Below are 19,686 nucleotides of genomic sequence, written 5' to 3' on the forward strand. Positions count from 1 at the left end.
ATAAGATAATCTTATGTCGAAGCGACAGGTGTCCTGAGCGTTACTAAAGTGCCTTAATTTATTACAAATGCAGTTCGTCTACAATAATTCCCCGTCTAACTAACAACTTATTACACTTAGCGAATTTTAAAATAATTTTATCTAAAAGGTTTTAGTTTTAAGCAATATTAAAATATAACAACCATGAAAAAAATAATTCTCTCAATCGTTATCATCGCGTGTAGTTTTACTACGGCTGCTCAAAATGAACGACTACCAACAGATTTTTATTTTGGCACGGCTGCTAATTTTATACTGTTTTCAGGATCTGGAGCAGTTGCCAATACCGGAACTTCTATAGTTACTGGTGATGTTGGAGCTAATATAGGAGCGATATCTGGTTTTGGAGCACCTACAGTTTTAAACGGAACTATCGAAAATGCCAATGCAATTACTGCACAAGCCGCTATTGATTTAGCAGCGGCGTGCGTTCAAATTCAAAATACACAAGTAACCATAGCAGATCATAGTACGATTTTTGGAGATGTAGCTGGGGAGACTATTTATACAGGAGTTTATTCTACTGGAGCAGCTACCTCTATTATTGGGACGCTAACTTTAGATGCACAAGGAGACCCTGATGCTATATTTGTTTTTAAAATTGGAGGAGCGCTTTCTTCAGTTGCTGGATCGGAAATCATATTAGCGAATGGTGCCTCGTCTGACAATGTTTTTTGGATAGCTGTTGGCGCGGTTGGTTTAGGAGCAAATGCTACCATGGTTGGTACGTTTATAGGATATCCAGGAGCAGTAGCATTGGGAGCCGGCGGAAGTCTAGATGGAAGATTGTATGCTACCATTGGTGCGATCGCAATTAGTGGAACCGTTGCGGCAATTCCGTCATATAATACTCCGTTTAATTGCGATTTAAGTGCGTATCTATTTCAAGACAACGATGTATATGCTTTAGATATAGCATCAGGAAATTCTTATGAAATTGCAACAGATATTACTACAGGAAACATAGATGCAACTGGATACAACCCAGTAGACGGATATATTTGGGGGTCTTTAAGTTCACCAGAAAAAACAATAGTACGTATTGGTAAAAATTTCAATACAACTAATTTCTATGTAGATGAATTGCCAGCGAGCGATAGAAATATTGGAGATGTAAGTGCAAACGGCATCTATTACTTAAAGGGAGAAGGTACTAAATATTATAAAATAGACCTTGACCCTAATTCTGCAAATTTCGCTCAACACCAATCAACAGGAAGTTTATCTCAAAACATAAGTATTGACGACTGGGCTTTTAATGCTGTTGATGGAAATTTATACGCAGTAGAGAAAAACTCTAATATTTTATACCGCATTGATCCTTCAAACGGAAACGTACAAACGATGGGTGAAGTTCCAATCTTATCAGGATTAACCTATACCTATGATGCCGTTTATTTTGATGTAGATGGTCGTTTTTACGTCTCAGCAATTGAAATAGGGACTATATTTGTTATACAAAGTGTTCAAGACCTAGATGGTTCCAGCACTATTGATTCTAATCTATTTGCATATGGAGATTCAAGTGCCAGTAGCGATGGAGCACGTTGTCCAACAGCTCTTGTTGCTCAAGAAATTTGTGATAATGGAATAGATGATGATGGTGATGGTTTAATTGACTGTGATGACCCGGCCTGCTCAGGGATTGGAAGTTGTCCCATAACTTCAAATACTTCTGGAGGTAATGATGGAGGTTTAGAAAGCAACAATAGACTGTCTAATAAAGTGAGTCAAAGAAATTATAATCGAGCAAAAATAAATTATAGATTTGATCGAGATGTTGCTAGAAGAGTCACAAAACCATCAAATTATGCGCAAAGAAGTCGAAATTCAAATTTTCAATTGCAAAACTTCATTCCACTCACCGTTATTAATGAAGATTATGTAATTGATTCCACTCCAATAGATTTATTAGGAATTACTAATGCAGTAGCCGTATACTCTGTTGATTATATTAAAAATGAAGAATCTATAGCTTCTGTTTTAGCTTTAAAAACTGAAAATGGTGTTTATGAACATACAAAGTATATTTGTGATCGATTATTAGGAGCGGAACTAATTTCTGTTTCGACCATAGAAATAAATGGATATAGTTTTATTAAATCTATCATAAGAAATACAAATAATTCTATTGAGTTTGTATTAAGTCTTTCTGCAAAAGTTTCAGGTAACGAAGAAAATTTTTTAATTGAAAGTCATTGGAATATAGATCAATATGAAGAAGACATTACCTTTTATAATTTTCAAATTTGGTCAAATTCAATAGACAATTTATTATTATTAGGAGAAGAGGTTCTTAACTTATTAAACATTCAAAAACCAATTTCTGATTATAATAATTCAAGCCCTCCAACTGTTTTTGTTAGAAAGGGAAAGTATTTTAACGGAAAATTAATGTTACAAATTGTTAATACGAATGCAACTGAAACAGTTTCTTTTGAGGCTGGATATAGAAAAACTGAAACAAGTGGAGTTGAAAATATAAGTTCTACAATTAATTTAAACGAAGATTATATCATCGATTTAGAGTTGCCGACAGGAAATTTATTTGACATTGGTTTTAGAATTAGTGATGGTTTAGCTACACCGGATGATTTATTTATGTCTGACGGACCTTGGGGATATGATGACTCTGCTTTAAGTTCGAACATTAATACTTTTTTAATTGAGCCTAATGAAACTATTTTTGAATCTGATGAGTTTCCAGTTGAAAGAAATGTATCTATAGAAGCAAAAACAAGCGAATATATTGCAGTATACAGAGCATTAACACCTCGATTTAATCCAGTCAATTTATCAGATTTTAAGAGTCTTAAACTAAGTACAAAAGGGACCGGGAGCTTACAAATAACATTTGTTAAAAAGAGTATCCCTAATTGGGAAGATCAGTATAAAACCACGATTGAATTGACTGATGAAATTCAAGATTTCCATATTTCTTATTCAAATTTTCATTCTACACTAGGATCTGAATTAGTATTAGATGACTTGGTTACTATTGTATTTACCTTGATCTCTGAAAATGGCGAATTGGTCACAAAAGAAATGACATTAGAAGATATTAGATTTTCTAATGAAGATAATGAAATCATAACTACCAATAATGATTTTAACAAATTGTACGCAATACCTAATCCAATCGAGTCGAATACTAGTATTCATTTTACTTCAACTCAATCTGAAAACATCCTGTTTTTAGTATATGACCAAACGGGGAAACTAGTCGTGCAAAGCAATTTTAAAACTTCTCTAGGCAAAAACCAATTTATACTTAATAGACAAAATTTAGAGAGCGGGTTATATTTCTGCCTGATAAAAAACTCAATAACCAATTACAATTCCTTGAAATTATTAGTTAAATAAATGGCCTTTTTCTTTATTAAAATTTAAAATGCGAGACTATTTACTTGCTCCAATTAATTTAAAACGGTCAGGTATTAGCGGTAGCCCAGCCTATCTTATGACACCACTAAATCCAATAAATAATTATTAAGGTTAGGTTTGATGAAAAATTTAAATTCTACATCAAATCTAGGCATAAACTCCTTAGGTGATATGCAGCCTAAGGATTTATGCGAATAATTAAAATTGTAATCTTCCCTCCAGTTATCGCTTATCCTTTGAGACTGATAGGTGGCATCGCAACAGCAAGCACCCAATATGTTTTCTCTAAAGAAGCGATTGAATCGCCCCATAATAGGTTCTCTAGTTTATGGACACTTAATTTCCATACAGTTTTTTTATACAATTTCATAAAAGTCATAAAGATAGACTCTGGCGCATTATTATATCTCACAGCTTAAGGTTTTCCTATTTCTTGTTTTAGGCATTCTAATGTTTCGACAGCGGCTATTACTGTATATGAGAGCTCTATATTTATAGCTCGTGCTTTATGGTTGAAATCTCTAATCATATTAAACAGAAGCACCTTGCTAACGTCTTTAAGGACATCACTCATAACATCCATAGAGAACATTCATTGGGTTCTAAAAGTCTTCCCAAAGGTTGTTTTACGCGTTTAACCAAACTCTTTTGTCTTAAACTGAGTTTCTTCTCACGATACGCTCGTAACAATCGTTTTCAATTTCATTTTAAGCCTTCAAAATAGATTTTATGATAATACTTCATCAAAACCTCTTCTAAGACAACACTTAGTGAGCTTAATTATCTTATCTATAACTGCGTGCTCCTCTTTTTTACTCTGGAAATACCACATCGATCTACCACTTCAAAGACACTGAGAATAGAAATTGCATATGCTTTGATGAGATGCTTCGGTGGAACTCTTTTTCGGTGGGCTTTAGAACTTTTTTGACAGTACGTATTTTAGTATTTTTACATCCAAACATACGCCAGCATACATTTTATGAAGCTTATTATTCTCTTCTTCCCGCTCTTATAAATGCTTTAATTGTCCTTGTTCCATTGCTCCATATTTTTTTCGCCAATAGCGTAACACACTCTTATCGATCCCTACTTCTCTCGATAGATCACCTAAGGATATAACCTGTTCATTTTCAATGATAAACACTATGATTTGACCCTCGCTAAATTTGTTAGCATTCATTCTGATAGTTTGAATTTAAAGTTGGTAAATTCAAATTAACAACTGTCCTGTTTTTAACGAAGGCCGAAATAGGGATATCGTTTAACGCTGTAAATTAAAAGTGTATTTCTTCACCTTTGCACTCGTGGTGAGTCAAATTAAAATAGGTTACAAGTACTTTAGGAAGTAATAAGTTGGCAATCGCAAATAAGGTAGTTGAAAAGAGGAAAATTTTAATCTCAACGCGCTACCATTTCTGGTTTCTCCACAACTCTTTGTTTTGAGCCAATATTTGCAGAGGGTAATATTCTATTTAATTATTGCCACTCCTAAAGTCTTATTTGAACAAGCAACCATTTTTAAATAAGTTAATCTACTTTCTAAAAACGGGCTTTTTATCTAAATACCATTTAAATCGAAATCCAATTTCTGCAAATTTAAAACCGGCAGCTGTTGCAGATGCAATATTACTATTCGTTCCATATAGGTTTGCTAAACAACGATCTGAAAACTTATACCCTACTTTACCGTGCAGCCTATAGGTGCTTTGACTATCATAATCTTCTATATACTGCAACCCAAAAGCCGCTGTTAACTCATAAAACCACTGCTTAGGTTTAGTTATCACTTCGTCCTTAATCATATTAATAAAAATTTCACCTGCATTAAATTTTCCTGGACTAAAATAAATAGCTGGAACTTGATTTTTAAATGTGATGTATTGATAATTAAATCCTGCTTTTAAACCTGGTTTACTTAATATATTGTAATACAGAGAAGTGAAAAGCAGATTTCTAATATTGCCATCATTTTGTGAAGTAAAATAGTACTGTGTAAACCAACCTAATTTAAAATTAGTGCTTAAGTTATAATTTACAAAAAAGTTATTCATTACAATTTCTCGGCCTAATAATTCAGCATTAAAGTTTTGAATTTCACGTTTATAACTTACATCTAGTGTTTGTAATTTAAATGGTTTTATGTTGAGAGAAAGATTCGTTAAAAATTGATTATAATTATTATTATTATTAGAATACACAGAAATAATTCCTGCTGTACCTTTAAACGTTGCGTTTGGTAAAATTTGATACGATATTCCACCATTAACGTTGTATGAAGTAGCGTTATTATTAGTCACATTATTATCGGTGGTTCTATAGTTATAGCTTCCTAACAATTTAAATTTAGTTGAGTATGGAATTTCTAACATATTATTAATGGCAAATGCTTTGTTATCTCCATTATCAAAAGTATACGAAGCTTTAATTTCGTAAAATGGTGTAAAGGTAGTGTTGAGGTTTTTTATAAAATTTAATACATCTTTTTGGTTGTCATGAAAAGTCAATGTGTTTTCGGCAGATTGATAGGCATCATCATAGTACCCTAAGGCCTTTAATGCATTTGCTTTTCCTAAATTCCCATCAAAAGAGGTGCTGTCATTGACTAATACTCGATTGTAATCTTGTAGGCTATTTTTAAAATTACTTTTGTAAATATTTAAAGTTGCTTGTAGCGCTAAAATCCAATTTTCATTTGGTTGTTCTTTTAGTAAAGCATCGATTAACTCTTTAGATTGTTTATATTTTTTATTCCAGATCAATGCTTGAATGTAACGCTCTTGTGTTTGTTTTATATCTAACGTGTTTTTTAGAATTGGCAGGCTATCATATGCTTTTTGACTTATAATCAAAGCCTCTTTATCCTTACTGTTTAAGTGTGATACTAACGCTAAGCCATTTAAAGCCGCCACTTTATTGTCAAGATTCTCTGCTAACAAATTATACGTTGCTTTGGCGTCGTCTAATCGATTGATAATTAAATACAAGTTTGCTAAGTTTAATAAGGTGTCTTTATCATTATTAAAAAAGGTTAGATTTTCTTTTAACAAAGCTTCGGCTTCATCATACTGTTGGGCTTGTTGCTTTTGGTAAGCATACCCTAAATACATGTACTTTTTAGAGTTTAATGCATTTGGGTTCCCTGGTAAAACGGCTAACGCTTTATTTACATAAAGCAAAGCACCTTCATATTCTTTTAAATTAGACAGTGTGTTTGCATAACCCAATAAAGCAGGAAAACTTTTAGGATCTTCTTCTACCAATCCTTTAAAATAGGTTTTGGCTTTTAGGAAGTTACTATTCCATAATAAAGCTTCTCCATAATTTAATTTCACTTCAAAATCTGAAGGGTAATCTGCTAACAAATTAGTGAAAAGCATCTTGGCTTGTTCTGATTTTCCGTTTAGTCCAATAGCACGCCCATAACATAAGCGTGCAGTCTTATTATCTGGATATCCTTCTAATATAGTTTCAAAAAAAAATTCAGCTTGCTGATATTCTCCTGTTTCTAAATAAGTATAGCCTTCTTGCATATCTTGAGAGAATATAGAAAAAGAATAAGAGACGAAAAATAGTAGTAAATAAGATTTTATTTTCATTACGAGTTTTTAGATACTACAAGTTAGGCATTCGCATTCAATCATTTATCTATAGAAACTGTCTACTCGTCGAAATTTACAAGTTCTTTACGGATATCTTGATGATATTTATGCTAGAAATTAAGTCAATAATCCTTAAAACACATTATTATGGCATTACAAATTTTAGAAAAAAACGGCACTTTTGAATTATTCGGAAATTTAAACACAAAGACTTCACGCCCCTTTATTATACATTTTGAATATTTAATAAATACATTAAAAGATGTAACGATAAATATCGGTAAACTAAAAGCAATCGATGCCAGTGGAGTTGAAGCGTTAAAAACACTTATTGCTATTTCTTTAAAAAATAATAACATATTATATGTTATTGGAAAAGAATGTAAAGATATCTACGCTCATAACAGCAGTGCATTTGCTGCTTAGAAATAATAAATTATTAGATAAAGATGTATTTAGTTTCAGTTTTAAAAAGAAATCGCATTACTCAAGAACATTTGTTTATGTTCAGTGTTTTGCTTGTCAATGGAGGTAATTATCTATACAATTTAATCCTTGGAAGAATCTTAGGTCCAGAGCAATTTGCAGATGCAGCAGTACTAATTACTTTTTTGCTAGTCTTATCTTTTGTCGCTATGACATTTCAATTGGTAACTGCAAAGTTCTCAGTAATATTTGAAGCTAATTTATTTATAAACTTTATTTCAAAAGTTTATAAATATGCCATTACAGTAGGAATTAGTCTTGGGGCTTCAATTATTATCTTTTCAAAACAATTACAAGAAATCTTTAATACTGCTTCATCGAGTATGTTTGTTGTTTTTGGAATTGGGGTGCCACTTTATTTTTTAATGAGTGTAAATAGGGGTGTTTTTCAAGGAAAAAAAGCATTTAAAAACTTATCAATTACGTATCAAACTGAAATGTTAAGTAGGTTGCTAATCACACTAGGCTTGTTATTCTTATTTAACATACAATCATCACTAGCAATCGCTATTGGAATTTTAATTTCTTTTGGTTTTGGATTAATCCCATTCAAGTTTAAAAATTTAAACTTTAAAACCTCTCTTGTTATTGAAGCTAGTCAATCAAAATTAGTGAGAAATTTTTTTATAATCACAGCATTTTATGAATTCACTCAAATAATAATTAATAATAGTGATATCCTTTTAGTAAAACATTATTTTGAATCATACGAGGCAGGACTGTATGCCTCATTAGCTTTAATTGGTCGTATTGTATATTTTATTGCTTGGATGTTTGTTATGCTATTATTACCGACAGTTGTTCGACTTAAAAAAGAAGGAAAGGCTACCGCTCCAATTTTATTTAAATATGTAGGTTACATAGCTACTATAGCTTCCGTTATTGTTTTATGTTCTGCTCTGTTTCCTGAAACCGCAATTACCCTATTATTTGGGAAAAGTTATATAGCCATGGCTCCCTTGCTATGGAAATATGCTTTAGCTACTGGATTGTTTGCTGTCTCAAACATATTTGCCTATTACTATTTATCATTGGATAAATTTATGCCTGTAGTCTTTTCGGGAGTTTTTGGAATGCTTCAAATGGGGCTTGTCATTTTCTTTCATGAAAGTTTAGAACAAGTAGTCCATATGCAAATTATTGCAATGATACTCTTACTCGTTTTCCAAATTGTTTATTTCGTTTTAGATTCTAAAACGCAATTAACAAAAGTTAAATGTTCAGAGGAACAAGATTGGGAATGGTATAATGAATCTATCTAAGACTCTAAATTTTACTAAGTTTTATAACGCAAATTTATAACATAATAAAAATAAACTTATGAGACTAGCAATCCTAACAGCATATCCGCCAAGCAAGGTAACATTAAATGAATATGCATATCACTTAGTAAAACACTTTAGACAAAAGAAGAGTGTTACAGAATTGGTATTACTAACTGATAAGACTGAGGGTAAAAAAGACATTACTTTTATCGAAGAAGGCTGTAAAATAACAGTTAAAGAATGTTGGAAATTTAACGGCTATTTAAACATAATTAATGTAATAAAAGCGATTAATAATACGCAACCAGATGCAGTACTATTTAACTTACAGTTTATGAAGTTTGGCGATAAGAAAATCGCCGCAGCTTTAGGTTTACTATTGCCTTTAGTTTGTAAATTAAAACATATTCCAAACATCGTATTATTGCACAATATCTTAGAAGAAGTAGATTTGGGAGCTGCCGGCTTTACTTCAAATAAATTATTACAAAAAGCATATGGATTTATAGGGACTACCTTAACAAAATTAATATTACAATCAGATACCGTTGTTGTAACAATGCAAAAATATGTTGCTATTTTAGAGAAAAAATACAATGCTAAAAATGTTTTTTTAATTCCACATGGAACATTTGAAGTTTCAAAAGAAAAACCAGATTTTTCAATTAGAAATAGCCCTTTACAAATTATGACATTCGGAAAATTTGGTACTTATAAAAAGGTGGAATCTCTAATTGAAGCAGTTGAAAAAGTAAGAACAACCACAGGATTAGATTTAGAAGTTGTTATTGCAGGAACAGACAATCCAAATGTAACGGGCTATTTAGCAAAAGTCCAAGAAGAATATAAACATGTGCCACAATTAAGATTTACTGGCTATGTTGAAGAGCATGATGTCTCTACGCTATTCAAAGAAAGTGCTGTTGTTGTATTCCCATACACATCTACAACAGGAAGTTCTGGCGTCTTACATCAGGCTGGTAGTTATGGTAAAGCAGTTATAATGCCAGATTTAGGCGATCTAGCCTTATTAGTTAAAGACGAAGGGTACCAAGGTGAATTTTTTGAACCCAATAGTATTGAAAGTTTGGCAAGTGCAATTGAAGTTTTATTGACAAATGATACACATCGACTAAATATTGCTAAAGCAAATTATAAAGCTGCAACTGCCTATCCAATGGAAAAAATAACCAACATGTATTTAAATAAATTTAATCAAATTAGAAATAGAAATGCACCTCAGAAGACAATTGTATCAAAACCTGTTACTCTTGACTAATGAATTTAAAAGCTGCTTTTTTTGTCCCACTAATATCAATAAATCCAAATCGCTTTTGAGCATTTTTACGCCAAGGAAAGCTACCTACAACTTTCCTTGGCACTATTTCAAAATCATATAACGTCCAAGACATAAATTGTAAATTATTTGCCGCAATTATTTCTTGAGCGTTTTTATGATAGTTTGCTTGATCTTCTTCCGAACTACCAAAAAGTTTCCAAATACCATTATAGGAAGACATACCAAATTCTTGAAGTACTATTGGTTTTTCACCTACTTCTTTTTTAAGGTTTTCAATTGCTAAGTCTAAGGTTTCTATGTCTTCATAATAATGAAAAGATACAACGTCTACTTTATCCTTTAAAATGGTTGCACTTTGCACATTAGACCAACCAATAGTTACAGCATGATTAGGATCTATGGATTTAACTAAATCAATCATATTGTCAAGCCACGAAATAACATTGACTTTTCCTCTTGAGTCAAAATCTAAGTTTGGTTCATTTTTAATATCCCAAGCAATAATTGCTTTATGATCTTTTAATCCAGATATAATTGTTTTGGCATGATGCATATTCAATGTCCAGTTCAAAACTGAATAATCACCATAAAAATCAAAAAGAGTTACCACCACTTTTAAACCATTCTCTTCAGCAGCATCTAATGTTAACCTTAGTTTTTCTAGTTTTTCTTTGTCAATATCAGCCTTACCAAAATCATCGTATTGTACAAAAACACGAATAGAATTTAAGCCGCTATCTTTTATGATTTTAAAATCATTAGAAATAGTATCTTTTAAAAAATCAGCTCCAAACATATCCCAAGGAGTTGCTTGAGGATAATAATTAATTCCTTTTATGTTTAGATGTTTTACTGCTCTTAGATTAGGTTCGGTTTTAAAAGGTTCACTTTTTTCCTTAACAAAATGTCTAATTCTCCAAAAACCATCTTCTAATAAAAATATAATTTTATAGGTAGATTTTTCTTTAGTTTCTAAAATCAGTTTTCCGTCTTTAAAAACACGTTTATATTCTATAACATCTTTATCGGTAATAACTGCTAATTGACCATCTTCACTAAAAAATTCTAGTGTTGGATGGTGATTTAAAGTTGTAGATTCGATTGTAACTTTTTCTTTACTATTTAATGCTATAAAAGCGAAAATATTATTACGAGCATTATCTGTATAATAGTCTTTAATACCTAGAGTTGTGTTGGTTTTATAAGCCACAAGTTTTACATACCATGCATCTAAATAATCATTCTCTATTTTTTTTAAAATCAATTCATCCATTGGTCTGCCTTCATTATTTAATGGCGCCCAAGTAACTTCAGGAATATATTGCTCTATTTTTTCTAGTTTAGTATGTAGCATACTGCTTCTATCTGCTCCAGTATTTAAATAGGCAAATATTGAACTAATACCCGAAATAATAATTACAATAATTAGAATGTATGAAGCAATTAGAATGCTACGGATTATATTTTTATTTAGGTTTACCATAGTTTTTTAGAATTAAATGTTTTTTCTAAACCTGCAGTTTTAACTACTATAGTATAATTGTTATTTTTATAGATATCTGGTTTTAAATTAAAATTCACCAACCCTTCAAACGAAGTTTTAGTTTCAGTTTTAAAAAGTGTCTTGTTTTTATAAATTAAAAGTTTGACCTGAAGTCCATCTGGAATTATTTGCTTCATAAAACTTTTTAGAGGGCCAACAGTTATATCTCTATTGTTTTCTGAAAACAAAACATCAAAGTCTTTAATAACCTGCTTGTACCTCAAAATAATTAATTCGCTTTCAGCGATTCCATCAACATATGCTTTCACACTCCATTGAGTTTCATAATCAGGATGAATCATTTTAGAGGTAGCAACTCCATTAATAGTAGCACCTGAAGTTTTTAAAACATTCCCTTTTTCATTGGTAATAAAAAAAGTAACATAGGTAGCATCACTAACAATATTGTTGTGCTTATCAACTAAAATAGAAGTAGAAAATGTTGTTACTTGATTGCCATCTGCGTAGCCATGGGGACGCGTAGCAGAAATTTTAAAATCGATTGGAATTGCTGGAAAAACACTGACTGAAAATTCTTTAGAATTAGTGCCCAATGATTCAGAAGATACTAATATGCGACCACTTTCTTTTTGAGAATAAATGTTCTTATAAGAGATTAAATCTTTAGTAAATATCTCTTCATTTTCTTCTGAATTTAAAAACTGATGCTTTGCGAGCACAAGTGTGTTATTAGGAAAGGGATTGTCCAAGGAATCTGTTGGGATAACAACTAACATTGTATAGTCTGTTCCTCCAGCTTCAATACTTGGTGGCCCAATGTATGTTTCCATCGATGAAACTTCTTTTTTTGGACGTATTCGAAATTTACCAGATATGAATGAATCTTCATAAATTAGTTTCCAATTTACGAGTCCAATTTTGCTGCTGATACTAAAAGGTATTTTATATACAAGTATTTTGTTTTTATATGTTGGAACTATTAAAGTAGAACCATAACTGCTTGAACAATATAAAAGAGGGGCTGTTTCTCTTGAAGTTGAGAATTTTAATTCGATAGGACTTCCTGCTTCAAATTCTGTTTGACTTGTTTCCAAAGTAAAATTTGGGAGGACTTCCCTATTTTTTATTAGCGTAAATGATGATAATAAAATCAGCCCTAAAAGAGATATGTATGTATATTTATTCTGCATTAATTTGGATTACCAATGTATGAGTTTGTTTCAATTTTTATATAACTAAAATCTGGATGCTTAATTTTTTGTAATTCAGCATTGGTATGATTTTCAATTCTATTAGGTATTATTTTATTTGAAATAGGTTCGTTAGGTAGACCATTTACAAAAACATTCTCCATTCCATCATTAATAATTTTCACCCTACCCTCTTTTAAGATTTGATATTCAAAACCTCTTTTACGCTGTTGTCTTATCCCTTCTTTTATAAATAAATGATCTACCCAAAGCATCGTTTTACTTTCATCATAATATGTAATTAAAAGTTGTGGAACTGTCACTTCTTGGATTCCGCTATTAAATAGATTTCCATTAATAATTTCACCATTAATATTTAGTTCACTCATCGCTATATTTTTATATAAATCCGATCCTGAAACGTTTCCAGCTACTTGTAAATTAAATTTTGTGGGCTGCTCATCTAAATCTACAGGTGTAAATTCATCTGGATTAAATGTATCTGGAATAGAATCCTGAATTTTTGACCATGCGATACCTTCAAAATTAATTCTAAAAGAACTTGATTCTTTTGGTAACAACTTGTGCTTTACATGATATTTAGCATTGTATACTGCTAGCGATTTATTATCATCATTGTATAATGTGCCTTTTAGTACAATATCCGCAGGTACATTATCTATGTTTTGGATTTCGCCAATTATTGCATAATGATTATTATATTTTACAAGTTTGGCTGAGAGCACTTCTAAAACTGGCTGTTTTAATACATCTTCATGATGGGTTTGCTCAGTTGTTACTCTTCTTCTTCCTTGATTGAAAAAGCTCGTATTATTGGTTGAATAAAGTTGGTCTGGAGGTAAATCTGTATCCAAACGATCAGGTAGAATATACCATTTATTATTATGTTTTGATAATGATTTATAATCAACACGATTAATTTTCTCAAGAGGAGTAATCCAATCTGTGGTTATTCTTGCAGTTGCCAAGCTATCAGTTCTATTTATGATAACTGTTTCAATTGCATCAAGTTTTGCATAACTACTCAATAAGCCATCTGTAACGGCATTTTCAAGCATATATTGAGCCATTGAAATATTATTTTCAGGATCAATTAAACTATATGCTTTTTCAAATTCTTTAAAGTCTAAAGCATCATAGTATGCAAGTATTACATTTTCTGGAATACGTTGTGAATCGTTTTTTAAATAGGATTGATAGGTACTATAAAAAACAATGATCATTAAAATAATTGACCAAAAGTGGGTGATTTTTAGAATAGAATTTGAAAACTTAGAATAACTATTCGAATGCTTTAAAAACGCAGGAGTTTTTTTTGGTCTTGACTTCAATTCATTAATCAATAGCATTTGAATGTTTAAAATGAATGCTATTAATACTGTTAAGAAAGGCAAAATTCCCCAAATGATTTTTTGCCATTTAGCGACATCATCTTTATATAAAACCGAAGAAACTGGAGCTACATTTAAGCGTTCCCAAACCATAATTCCATTTTGTAATTGCTGTAATCTTTGCCACCCAGAGAAATAAAGAATAGGATCATAAAATTTATCGTTCGAAAAAATATACTTAAGGCTGTATTTTTCTGGTGTTGTTAAAAACTGTTGCAATGAACCAATCCCTGCAACACCCTTAAACTTTGAGTTCTCCAGGCGTTCAATAGGTCTAGTCGTTAATTCTGGCAATCTTCTTGCAGAATGGTAATTACCATCTACAGTCATTGCATTCGTTTGGGCACTCAGCCATGCCATTTGATCACCAAAGCCTAAAGTTAAGAAACGCCATTTATCGTGATCATCCTGATTTAGAAAATTAACAATAGGCAGCATCTTTATTTTCTGTGGTTGTAGTGGCCTAAAATACCCAAGGCTTATAGTGAAAATGGTCATAAAAACAAATAACCCCGCAAGTATCCCTCCAATAATCCAATGGTAAATGGCGCCAAATTTTGATTGAATTAATAGTTTTAAATCACCTTCAATAAAACGATATGCAAATTCACCTAATAACGGTAAAGACATAATAGAAGCCCAGAGCGTAAATCTATCTAAAGTAAGAATATTAAATGCTGTTTCACCTAAAATCATTCTTGGGATAGGGGTTGTTCCTCCCGTTCCTAAAATAGTTAGTATGGTTATAGATAAACCAAAAAAGAGATAGCGTTTACTATAATATCTATAAAATATGTAAGGCAATAGTATGAGTAAAATACCCCAAGGAACTAAAAAGAATACGAGTCCAGAAGATGTAATCTCTAAAAAATTATCACGTGACCCATGCGGAATTGGAACTTGTGTTATTGGATTATTTTTAGAATTAATCCAATAGGGAAGAATACACCCAATAATAATAACCAAAGATGATATTCCAAAAGTAATAATCCTTTTAAAGAGCTTAAAAAAATTATTTAAAAAAACTTTAAAAGTAACCTCTTTCATCGATTTTACTCGCTCTCTAGAAACATCAATAATGACCATTCCTATTAATGGAAAGATGAAAAACACCATCCCAAATATTGATGTAACATGATGAGAAGTAGCTGTAACGGCAACTAAAGACAAAGAAGTTGCTAAATACCAGCGTTTCCCAGTTTTTAGCCATAAATAGATTTCAGGTAATGCGTGCAATAAAACGGAAATCCCTACAATACTTGGGAGTTGACCAAATATATGAAGTGTTTCTACAAAAGAAGACGAAAATACAGCCAGTATAGAAGCATAGCCTGCAACGGTTCTGTTTGATGTAATTAATAAAGAAAAACGATAAATACCTGTTATAAAAAGTAATATTGATAAAAGTGCAACGGTAAATAGTCCGAATTTTAAACCCCCAATCATAGATAACAACCCAATAGATTGATGTACTAATGGCGGGTAACTCATTACTGTAAATCCAGTATACCATTCGTAATTCCACGGTTCAAACCAACTATTTGCATAATGATCAGCAAAAAACACATGGATTAATGCATCATACGTATTTTCTAAGGTAAAAAAAATAGAAGCACCGTGAAAAACTAATCCTAAAAGTATCGTTACAATTAAATGTTTATTTGAAGTTTCTTTCATTTATTCCTTTCTGATACGTGTGGTTTAAATATACATAAATTCAACAGTGATTCGATATTAACTGTCTATAGTAAAATGTGCTTCGTCTATACTAAATGATAATTTAGTCTAAATCCACAATTTAAAATGATATTACTACGTACTTTCAAAGTATCTAAATCATTTAACACAACTGTATTTTGAAGATTTTAGCAATAGATGATCAACAATTAGTATTACTTCCTTTACAAAAAGGGTTAGAGGAGTTTGGCTACGAAGTAATAATAGAAACGGATGCTTTCAAAGCAATTGGACATTATAATTCTATCAATCCAGATTTAGTAATTGTTGACATAAATATGCAAACAGTTTCAGGTTTAGATGTTATAAAACATATAAGAAACACAAAAAACTCTCAAACACCAATAATGGTTTTATCTAGCAATACAAAAGACGAAACAATTATAGAGGGTTTCGAATTAGGAATTAATGACTATATGAAAAAGCCTTTAAGCTTAAATGAAATTAGTGCGCGTGTAAAAAGATTAATAGGCGCTCCAGAGGTTAAAAATACAATTGTAAAAAGTGATGTTATAATTCAGCAGCGTTGCGTAGGAGTTGTGATTCCTTGCTATAATGAAGAAGAACGTTTATTAAGTACTAAATTTACAGACTATATAAATAAAAACTCTGGATATCATTTATGTTTTGTCAATGACGGAAGCAATGACAAAACATTAAAAATTCTCAAAGAATTACAAAAAGGAAGAGAAGATTTTATTACCGTCTACGACTGCAAAGAAAATAAAGGAAAAGCAGAAGCAGTACGTGTAGGAATGCTTCATATGGCTACTAAAGAAGACTTAGACTATCTCGGTTTTTTAGATGCTGATTTATCTACAGATTTGGCTGATTTTGATGATTTAGTTAAAACAATAGAACATTCAGAATTTAAAATAGTGAGTGGTTCTAGAATTTCAAGAATGGGCGCAAATATTACTAAAGGGTCTGCCAGAAAGGTAATAAGTCTGACCATCAATTTTATCATTACAAAAATCTTATCAATGGATTTTAAAGACACACAATGTGGTGCGAAAATCTTTCATAAAGACGTTATAAATATTGCTTTCAAAAAAGAGTTTGTGACAAAATGGATTTTTGATGTTGAAATTTTTAAAAGGATGACACAGTATTATGGTTTGAAAAAAGCAAAAAAAATGCTTTGTGAGCAACCCTTAAAAAGATGGATTCACGCAGATGGCTCAAAATTAACTATGAAAGATTCAATAAAAATTATTGGCCAATTAGCACAAATCGCTTGGGTGTATAGGTCAAAAAAAATAAAGGTTAAATCGTTTACACAAAGCGAATTAAAGGTTGTATAATAATAAAATTGATTGATAATAAATAGGAATAAGCATCCTCATATTTTACGATAATGAAAATGACATCAACAAATATATATTCAGTTAACAGATAAAAAAAACAAAGTATAAAGTTCTATTTGGTTAAAAATTATGGTAGAAATAAAACGCATCAAATATTAAAAGAAGTCAAACCGTGCTTCGAACAAGACCTGTAAGGAATGTCTTTTAAAAGAAAGCTACCTTGGAAAAGTAACCAAGAAACAACTTACGCCCCCATATTATAGCACAAAATACGAAAGCAATGGCGGCAGGCAGAAAGTAAATAGGACTGTTATATGAAAAGCAAAAACAGCGCACTGATGAGCTAGTCTTTGCGAAGCTCCCTTAATTTATGGGCTGCGAAGATTAACACCCTGGGACTAAGACAAGCAAATAAAGCGCTGCACTTATGCGATGGCTTATGATGTAAAGAAGTATCTAAGATGTAATCAAAACGTTTTAAAAAGATTTAAGTTCAGCATAAAAAAAATCCCCAATCAAATTGGGGATTTTAAAAAAAATAATGATAATACAAGGTAAGCTTTAAGTCTTACTGTCTTGTATACGTATCTGTGTATTCATCACTTCCATCCGCATCTTTAACGGTAAGCGTCGTATCATTAAGGGTTAGTATTTCGGTAGTATAGGTTTCATTTTCAACCGTAACACTTATTATATTTCCATCTACTGAATATGTTTGAGTAGATGATTCAGTCATAGCACATTCATCACCATAATATAGCGTAGAGGTTATTTGCGTACTAGTAAAAACCGCGCTGGATAATAAATCGCATTCATCCAATTCTTCATTTTCTCCGTTAAAGGTACTTGAAGTCTGTAGCCAACTGCCAATTAATAAAGATGAAGTTGTAGAACTACTATCTCCATCATCATCACTACTACAAGAGGTAAATACTAGTAAAAGACATAAGATAAGCGCTGAAGGTAATTTAATGTAATTCATGATTTTAAGTTTTAAGCTTTTGTTAATTACAAATAACTTAATTATTTTATAAATCTCAAGCCTTTTTCTTTATAAAAATAAACCAGGCAATCTGAGTCTAATACCAATTGCATTCCCTGCTTGTTTTCCTGCACTGTAAATTATCGCATCCATAAACAATCAATGCTATCTGTAATAATATGAAGTACAAGTCCGACAGCGATAATTCTGCTCTTTTTAAAATATGCCAACAATACATACACTGCAATTGCCCAATAACTATGTAATGGATGAAAATTTATACTGCAACGCGTAGCAGAAAAGATAGGGTCTGCCAAAAGATGATCTAAGTCGATTAGCATTGTAGCAAGCATCTATGGCTTTATGCTTTGGCTTTTTCTAAATAATTCTAAAATAAAATGCCCTTTACGGAAAAATCATAAAGGGCATTCAGTTTGGAACAAAGAAAAGTATGACTAATTAAAATCTATTGTACCGTTACGTTAAAGGTTGCTGCAATATCTGTTTCTCCTCCTGCATCCCCTAAACCAGTATTTGGTTTAGTAGGTTCGTGGCGAAGTGTAACCGTTAATGTGCCTGAACTCACTGCGCCCTTTGTTTATTCTAATTGCGTTTTGTCCCGTTCAGCTTTTAAATCCCGACTTCTTTTTTGCTAATTTTCAGGTTATAATTCGATTTCGTTTGAGTGTACCCATAGATTTTGTTACCAATAACCTAATTTATCATTTTTTGCAGCAATCAGTAAACCAGGTTCTATAAGTGCTGTTATAATAAAATGAGCAACTATGCAAGGTGCTAAACTACGCTCTGAAACTAAGTACACAATGGCTAAGGCAAAGCCTAATATTGATGTAGAGATAAAAGCATTTACTCCAGCTTTAATATTTTTTATTCCCCACAGAAGATGAATAATGCCAAAAGCTAAACCTGATATTATGACCTGCAGTATAACAGAGAAGTCTTGTGCGTTGAGATAATCCATAATCCATTTTCTATAGATTACCTCTTCCATTATCCCTGCAAAGACAGCTGCCAAAATTGCGACTACTTTTAGTCCATCAATTCTGAACATATAGTACTTTACATCTGGTATCTTTGCCGCACTAAAGCAATATAAGATTACGGTTAGTAAAGCTAATGCCCAACTTAAGGTAGTCCCACTATTATTATTTGTAAATCCTAAATATGAAATAAATCCTTTAGGGTCAGAAAAAAAACTAACCAGAACAAATGAACCCCACAAAAAAATCATTGATATTAAAATAATATAAACTGAATTTTTATTCATAACGTTTCATTTAAAATTGAAAACTAACTATATGTATATAACTGTTCTAAAAGACCCTTAAATTAATCAGCAACTTCCTGTGCCATTTGAGAATATTTTTGCCGGTATAATCGTGTATGTTTAGCTACTTGGTTATACATGTAATTTAGCAAATAAAAACTGAACAAAAAATTGGCAAAAATTTGCATAA

Annotated in this window: 15 protein-coding genes and 1 pseudogene; 5 read left to right on the top strand and 11 right to left on the bottom strand. The window is 31.5% G+C overall.

Translation table 11 applies throughout. The features are described 5' to 3' along the window. Positions 1 to 183 precede the first annotated feature (183 nt). Positions 184 to 3,402 (top strand): ice-binding family protein, encoded by a 3,219-nt coding sequence (locus ABXT67_RS02035; protein ID WP_415375632.1) that lies wholly within the window; start codon positions 184 to 186, stop codon positions 3,400 to 3,402. Between the two features lie 250 nt (positions 3,403 to 3,652). Here the strand turns inward: ABXT67_RS02035 and ABXT67_RS02040 are convergent, their stop codons facing one another. The 4 genes from ABXT67_RS02040 to ABXT67_RS02055 form a co-directional block, all read right to left on the bottom strand. After that, positions 3,653 to 3,835, bottom strand: coding sequence for a hypothetical protein (locus ABXT67_RS02040; RefSeq protein ID WP_415375633.1), 183 nt, complete (start codon positions 3,833 to 3,835; stop codon positions 3,653 to 3,655). 3 nt (positions 3,836 to 3,838) lie between these two features. Next, a complete protein-coding gene (locus ABXT67_RS02045; RefSeq protein WP_415375634.1) occupies positions 3,839 to 4,015 on the bottom strand; it encodes a hypothetical protein in 177 nt (58 codons plus the stop codon). A gap of 420 nt (positions 4,016 to 4,435) precedes the next feature. Continuing rightward, entirely contained in the window at positions 4,436 to 4,606 is a 171-nt protein-coding gene (locus tag ABXT67_RS02050; protein WP_415375635.1) for a transposase, read from the bottom strand. Between the two features lie 352 nt (positions 4,607 to 4,958). Beyond that, on the bottom strand, positions 4,959 to 7,022 hold the full coding sequence (locus ABXT67_RS02055) for a tetratricopeptide repeat protein (RefSeq protein WP_415375636.1): 2,064 nt from the start codon (positions 7,020 to 7,022) through the stop codon (positions 4,959 to 4,961). A gap of 150 nt (positions 7,023 to 7,172) precedes the next feature. Here ABXT67_RS02055 and ABXT67_RS02060 point away from each other — a divergent pair, with 150 nt between their 5' ends. The 3 genes from ABXT67_RS02060 to ABXT67_RS02070 are packed head-to-tail and all read left to right on the top strand — an operon-like array spanning position 7,173 to position 10,055. Beyond that, on the top strand, positions 7,173 to 7,451 hold the full coding sequence (locus ABXT67_RS02060; RefSeq protein ID WP_415375637.1) for a hypothetical protein: 279 nt from the start codon (positions 7,173 to 7,175) through the stop codon (positions 7,449 to 7,451). Between the two features lie 23 nt (positions 7,452 to 7,474). Next, a complete protein-coding gene (locus ABXT67_RS02065; protein WP_415375638.1) occupies positions 7,475 to 8,773 on the top strand; it encodes a sugar isomerase in 1,299 nt (432 codons plus the stop codon). A gap of 58 nt (positions 8,774 to 8,831) precedes the next feature. Further along, on the top strand, positions 8,832 to 10,055 hold the full coding sequence (locus tag ABXT67_RS02070) for a glycosyltransferase (RefSeq protein WP_415375639.1): 1,224 nt from the start codon (positions 8,832 to 8,834) through the stop codon (positions 10,053 to 10,055). On the opposite strand, the gene ABXT67_RS02075 is transcribed toward ABXT67_RS02070, so the two are convergent. The 3 genes from ABXT67_RS02075 to ABXT67_RS02085 are packed head-to-tail and all read right to left on the bottom strand — an operon-like array spanning position 10,042 to position 15,859. Then, the gene (locus tag ABXT67_RS02075) at positions 10,042 to 11,559 is read right to left on the bottom strand and encodes a cellulase family glycosylhydrolase (protein ID WP_415375640.1); all 1,518 of its coding nucleotides are present in this window, start codon (positions 11,557 to 11,559) and stop codon (positions 10,042 to 10,044) included. The two genes, ABXT67_RS02070 and ABXT67_RS02075, sit on opposite strands and share 14 nt — an antisense overlap. Then, the gene (locus ABXT67_RS02080) at positions 11,553 to 12,770 is read right to left on the bottom strand and encodes a hypothetical protein (protein ID WP_415375641.1); all 1,218 of its coding nucleotides are present in this window, start codon (positions 12,768 to 12,770) and stop codon (positions 11,553 to 11,555) included. The genes ABXT67_RS02075 and ABXT67_RS02080 overlap by 7 nt, the downstream gene beginning before the upstream one ends. Continuing rightward, entirely contained in the window at positions 12,770 to 15,859 is a 3,090-nt protein-coding gene (locus ABXT67_RS02085; RefSeq protein ID WP_415375642.1) for a hypothetical protein, read from the bottom strand. The genes ABXT67_RS02080 and ABXT67_RS02085 overlap by 1 nt, the downstream gene beginning before the upstream one ends. Positions 15,860 to 16,038: 179 nt before the next feature. Between ABXT67_RS02085 and ABXT67_RS02090 the strand changes: the two genes are divergently transcribed. Beyond that, positions 16,039 to 17,223, top strand: a complete 1,185-nt coding sequence (locus ABXT67_RS02090) for a response regulator (protein WP_415375643.1) — start codon at positions 16,039 to 16,041, stop codon at positions 17,221 to 17,223. A 571-nt stretch (positions 17,224 to 17,794) separates the two neighbouring features. Here ABXT67_RS02090 and ABXT67_RS02095 read toward each other — a convergent pair. The 4 genes and pseudogenes from ABXT67_RS02095 to ABXT67_RS02110 all read right to left on the bottom strand — a co-directional run bounded on the left by ABXT67_RS02095 (position 17,795) and on the right by ABXT67_RS02110 (position 19,496). After that, on the bottom strand, positions 17,795 to 18,208 hold the full coding sequence (locus ABXT67_RS02095) for a lipocalin family protein (RefSeq protein ID WP_415375644.1): 414 nt from the start codon (positions 18,206 to 18,208) through the stop codon (positions 17,795 to 17,797). 140 nt (positions 18,209 to 18,348) lie between these two features. Continuing rightward, positions 18,349 to 18,561, bottom strand: coding sequence for a DUF6122 family protein (locus ABXT67_RS02100; protein WP_415375645.1), 213 nt, complete (start codon positions 18,559 to 18,561; stop codon positions 18,349 to 18,351). 113 nt (positions 18,562 to 18,674) lie between these two features. Next, positions 18,675 to 18,800 (bottom strand): annotated as a pseudogene (locus tag ABXT67_RS02105) (type 1 periplasmic binding fold superfamily protein); the annotation flags it as partial. A 111-nt stretch (positions 18,801 to 18,911) separates the two neighbouring features. Further along, complete coding sequence (locus ABXT67_RS02110) at positions 18,912 to 19,496, bottom strand: CPBP family intramembrane glutamic endopeptidase (protein ID WP_415375646.1); 585 nt, start codon at positions 19,494 to 19,496, stop codon at positions 18,912 to 18,914. Positions 19,497 to 19,686 lie beyond the last annotated feature (190 nt).

Origin of the sequence: Patiriisocius sp. Uisw_017 (genome assembly GCF_047731265.1) — a bacterium.
Classification (GTDB): Bacteria; Bacteroidota; Bacteroidia; order Flavobacteriales; family Flavobacteriaceae; genus Patiriisocius.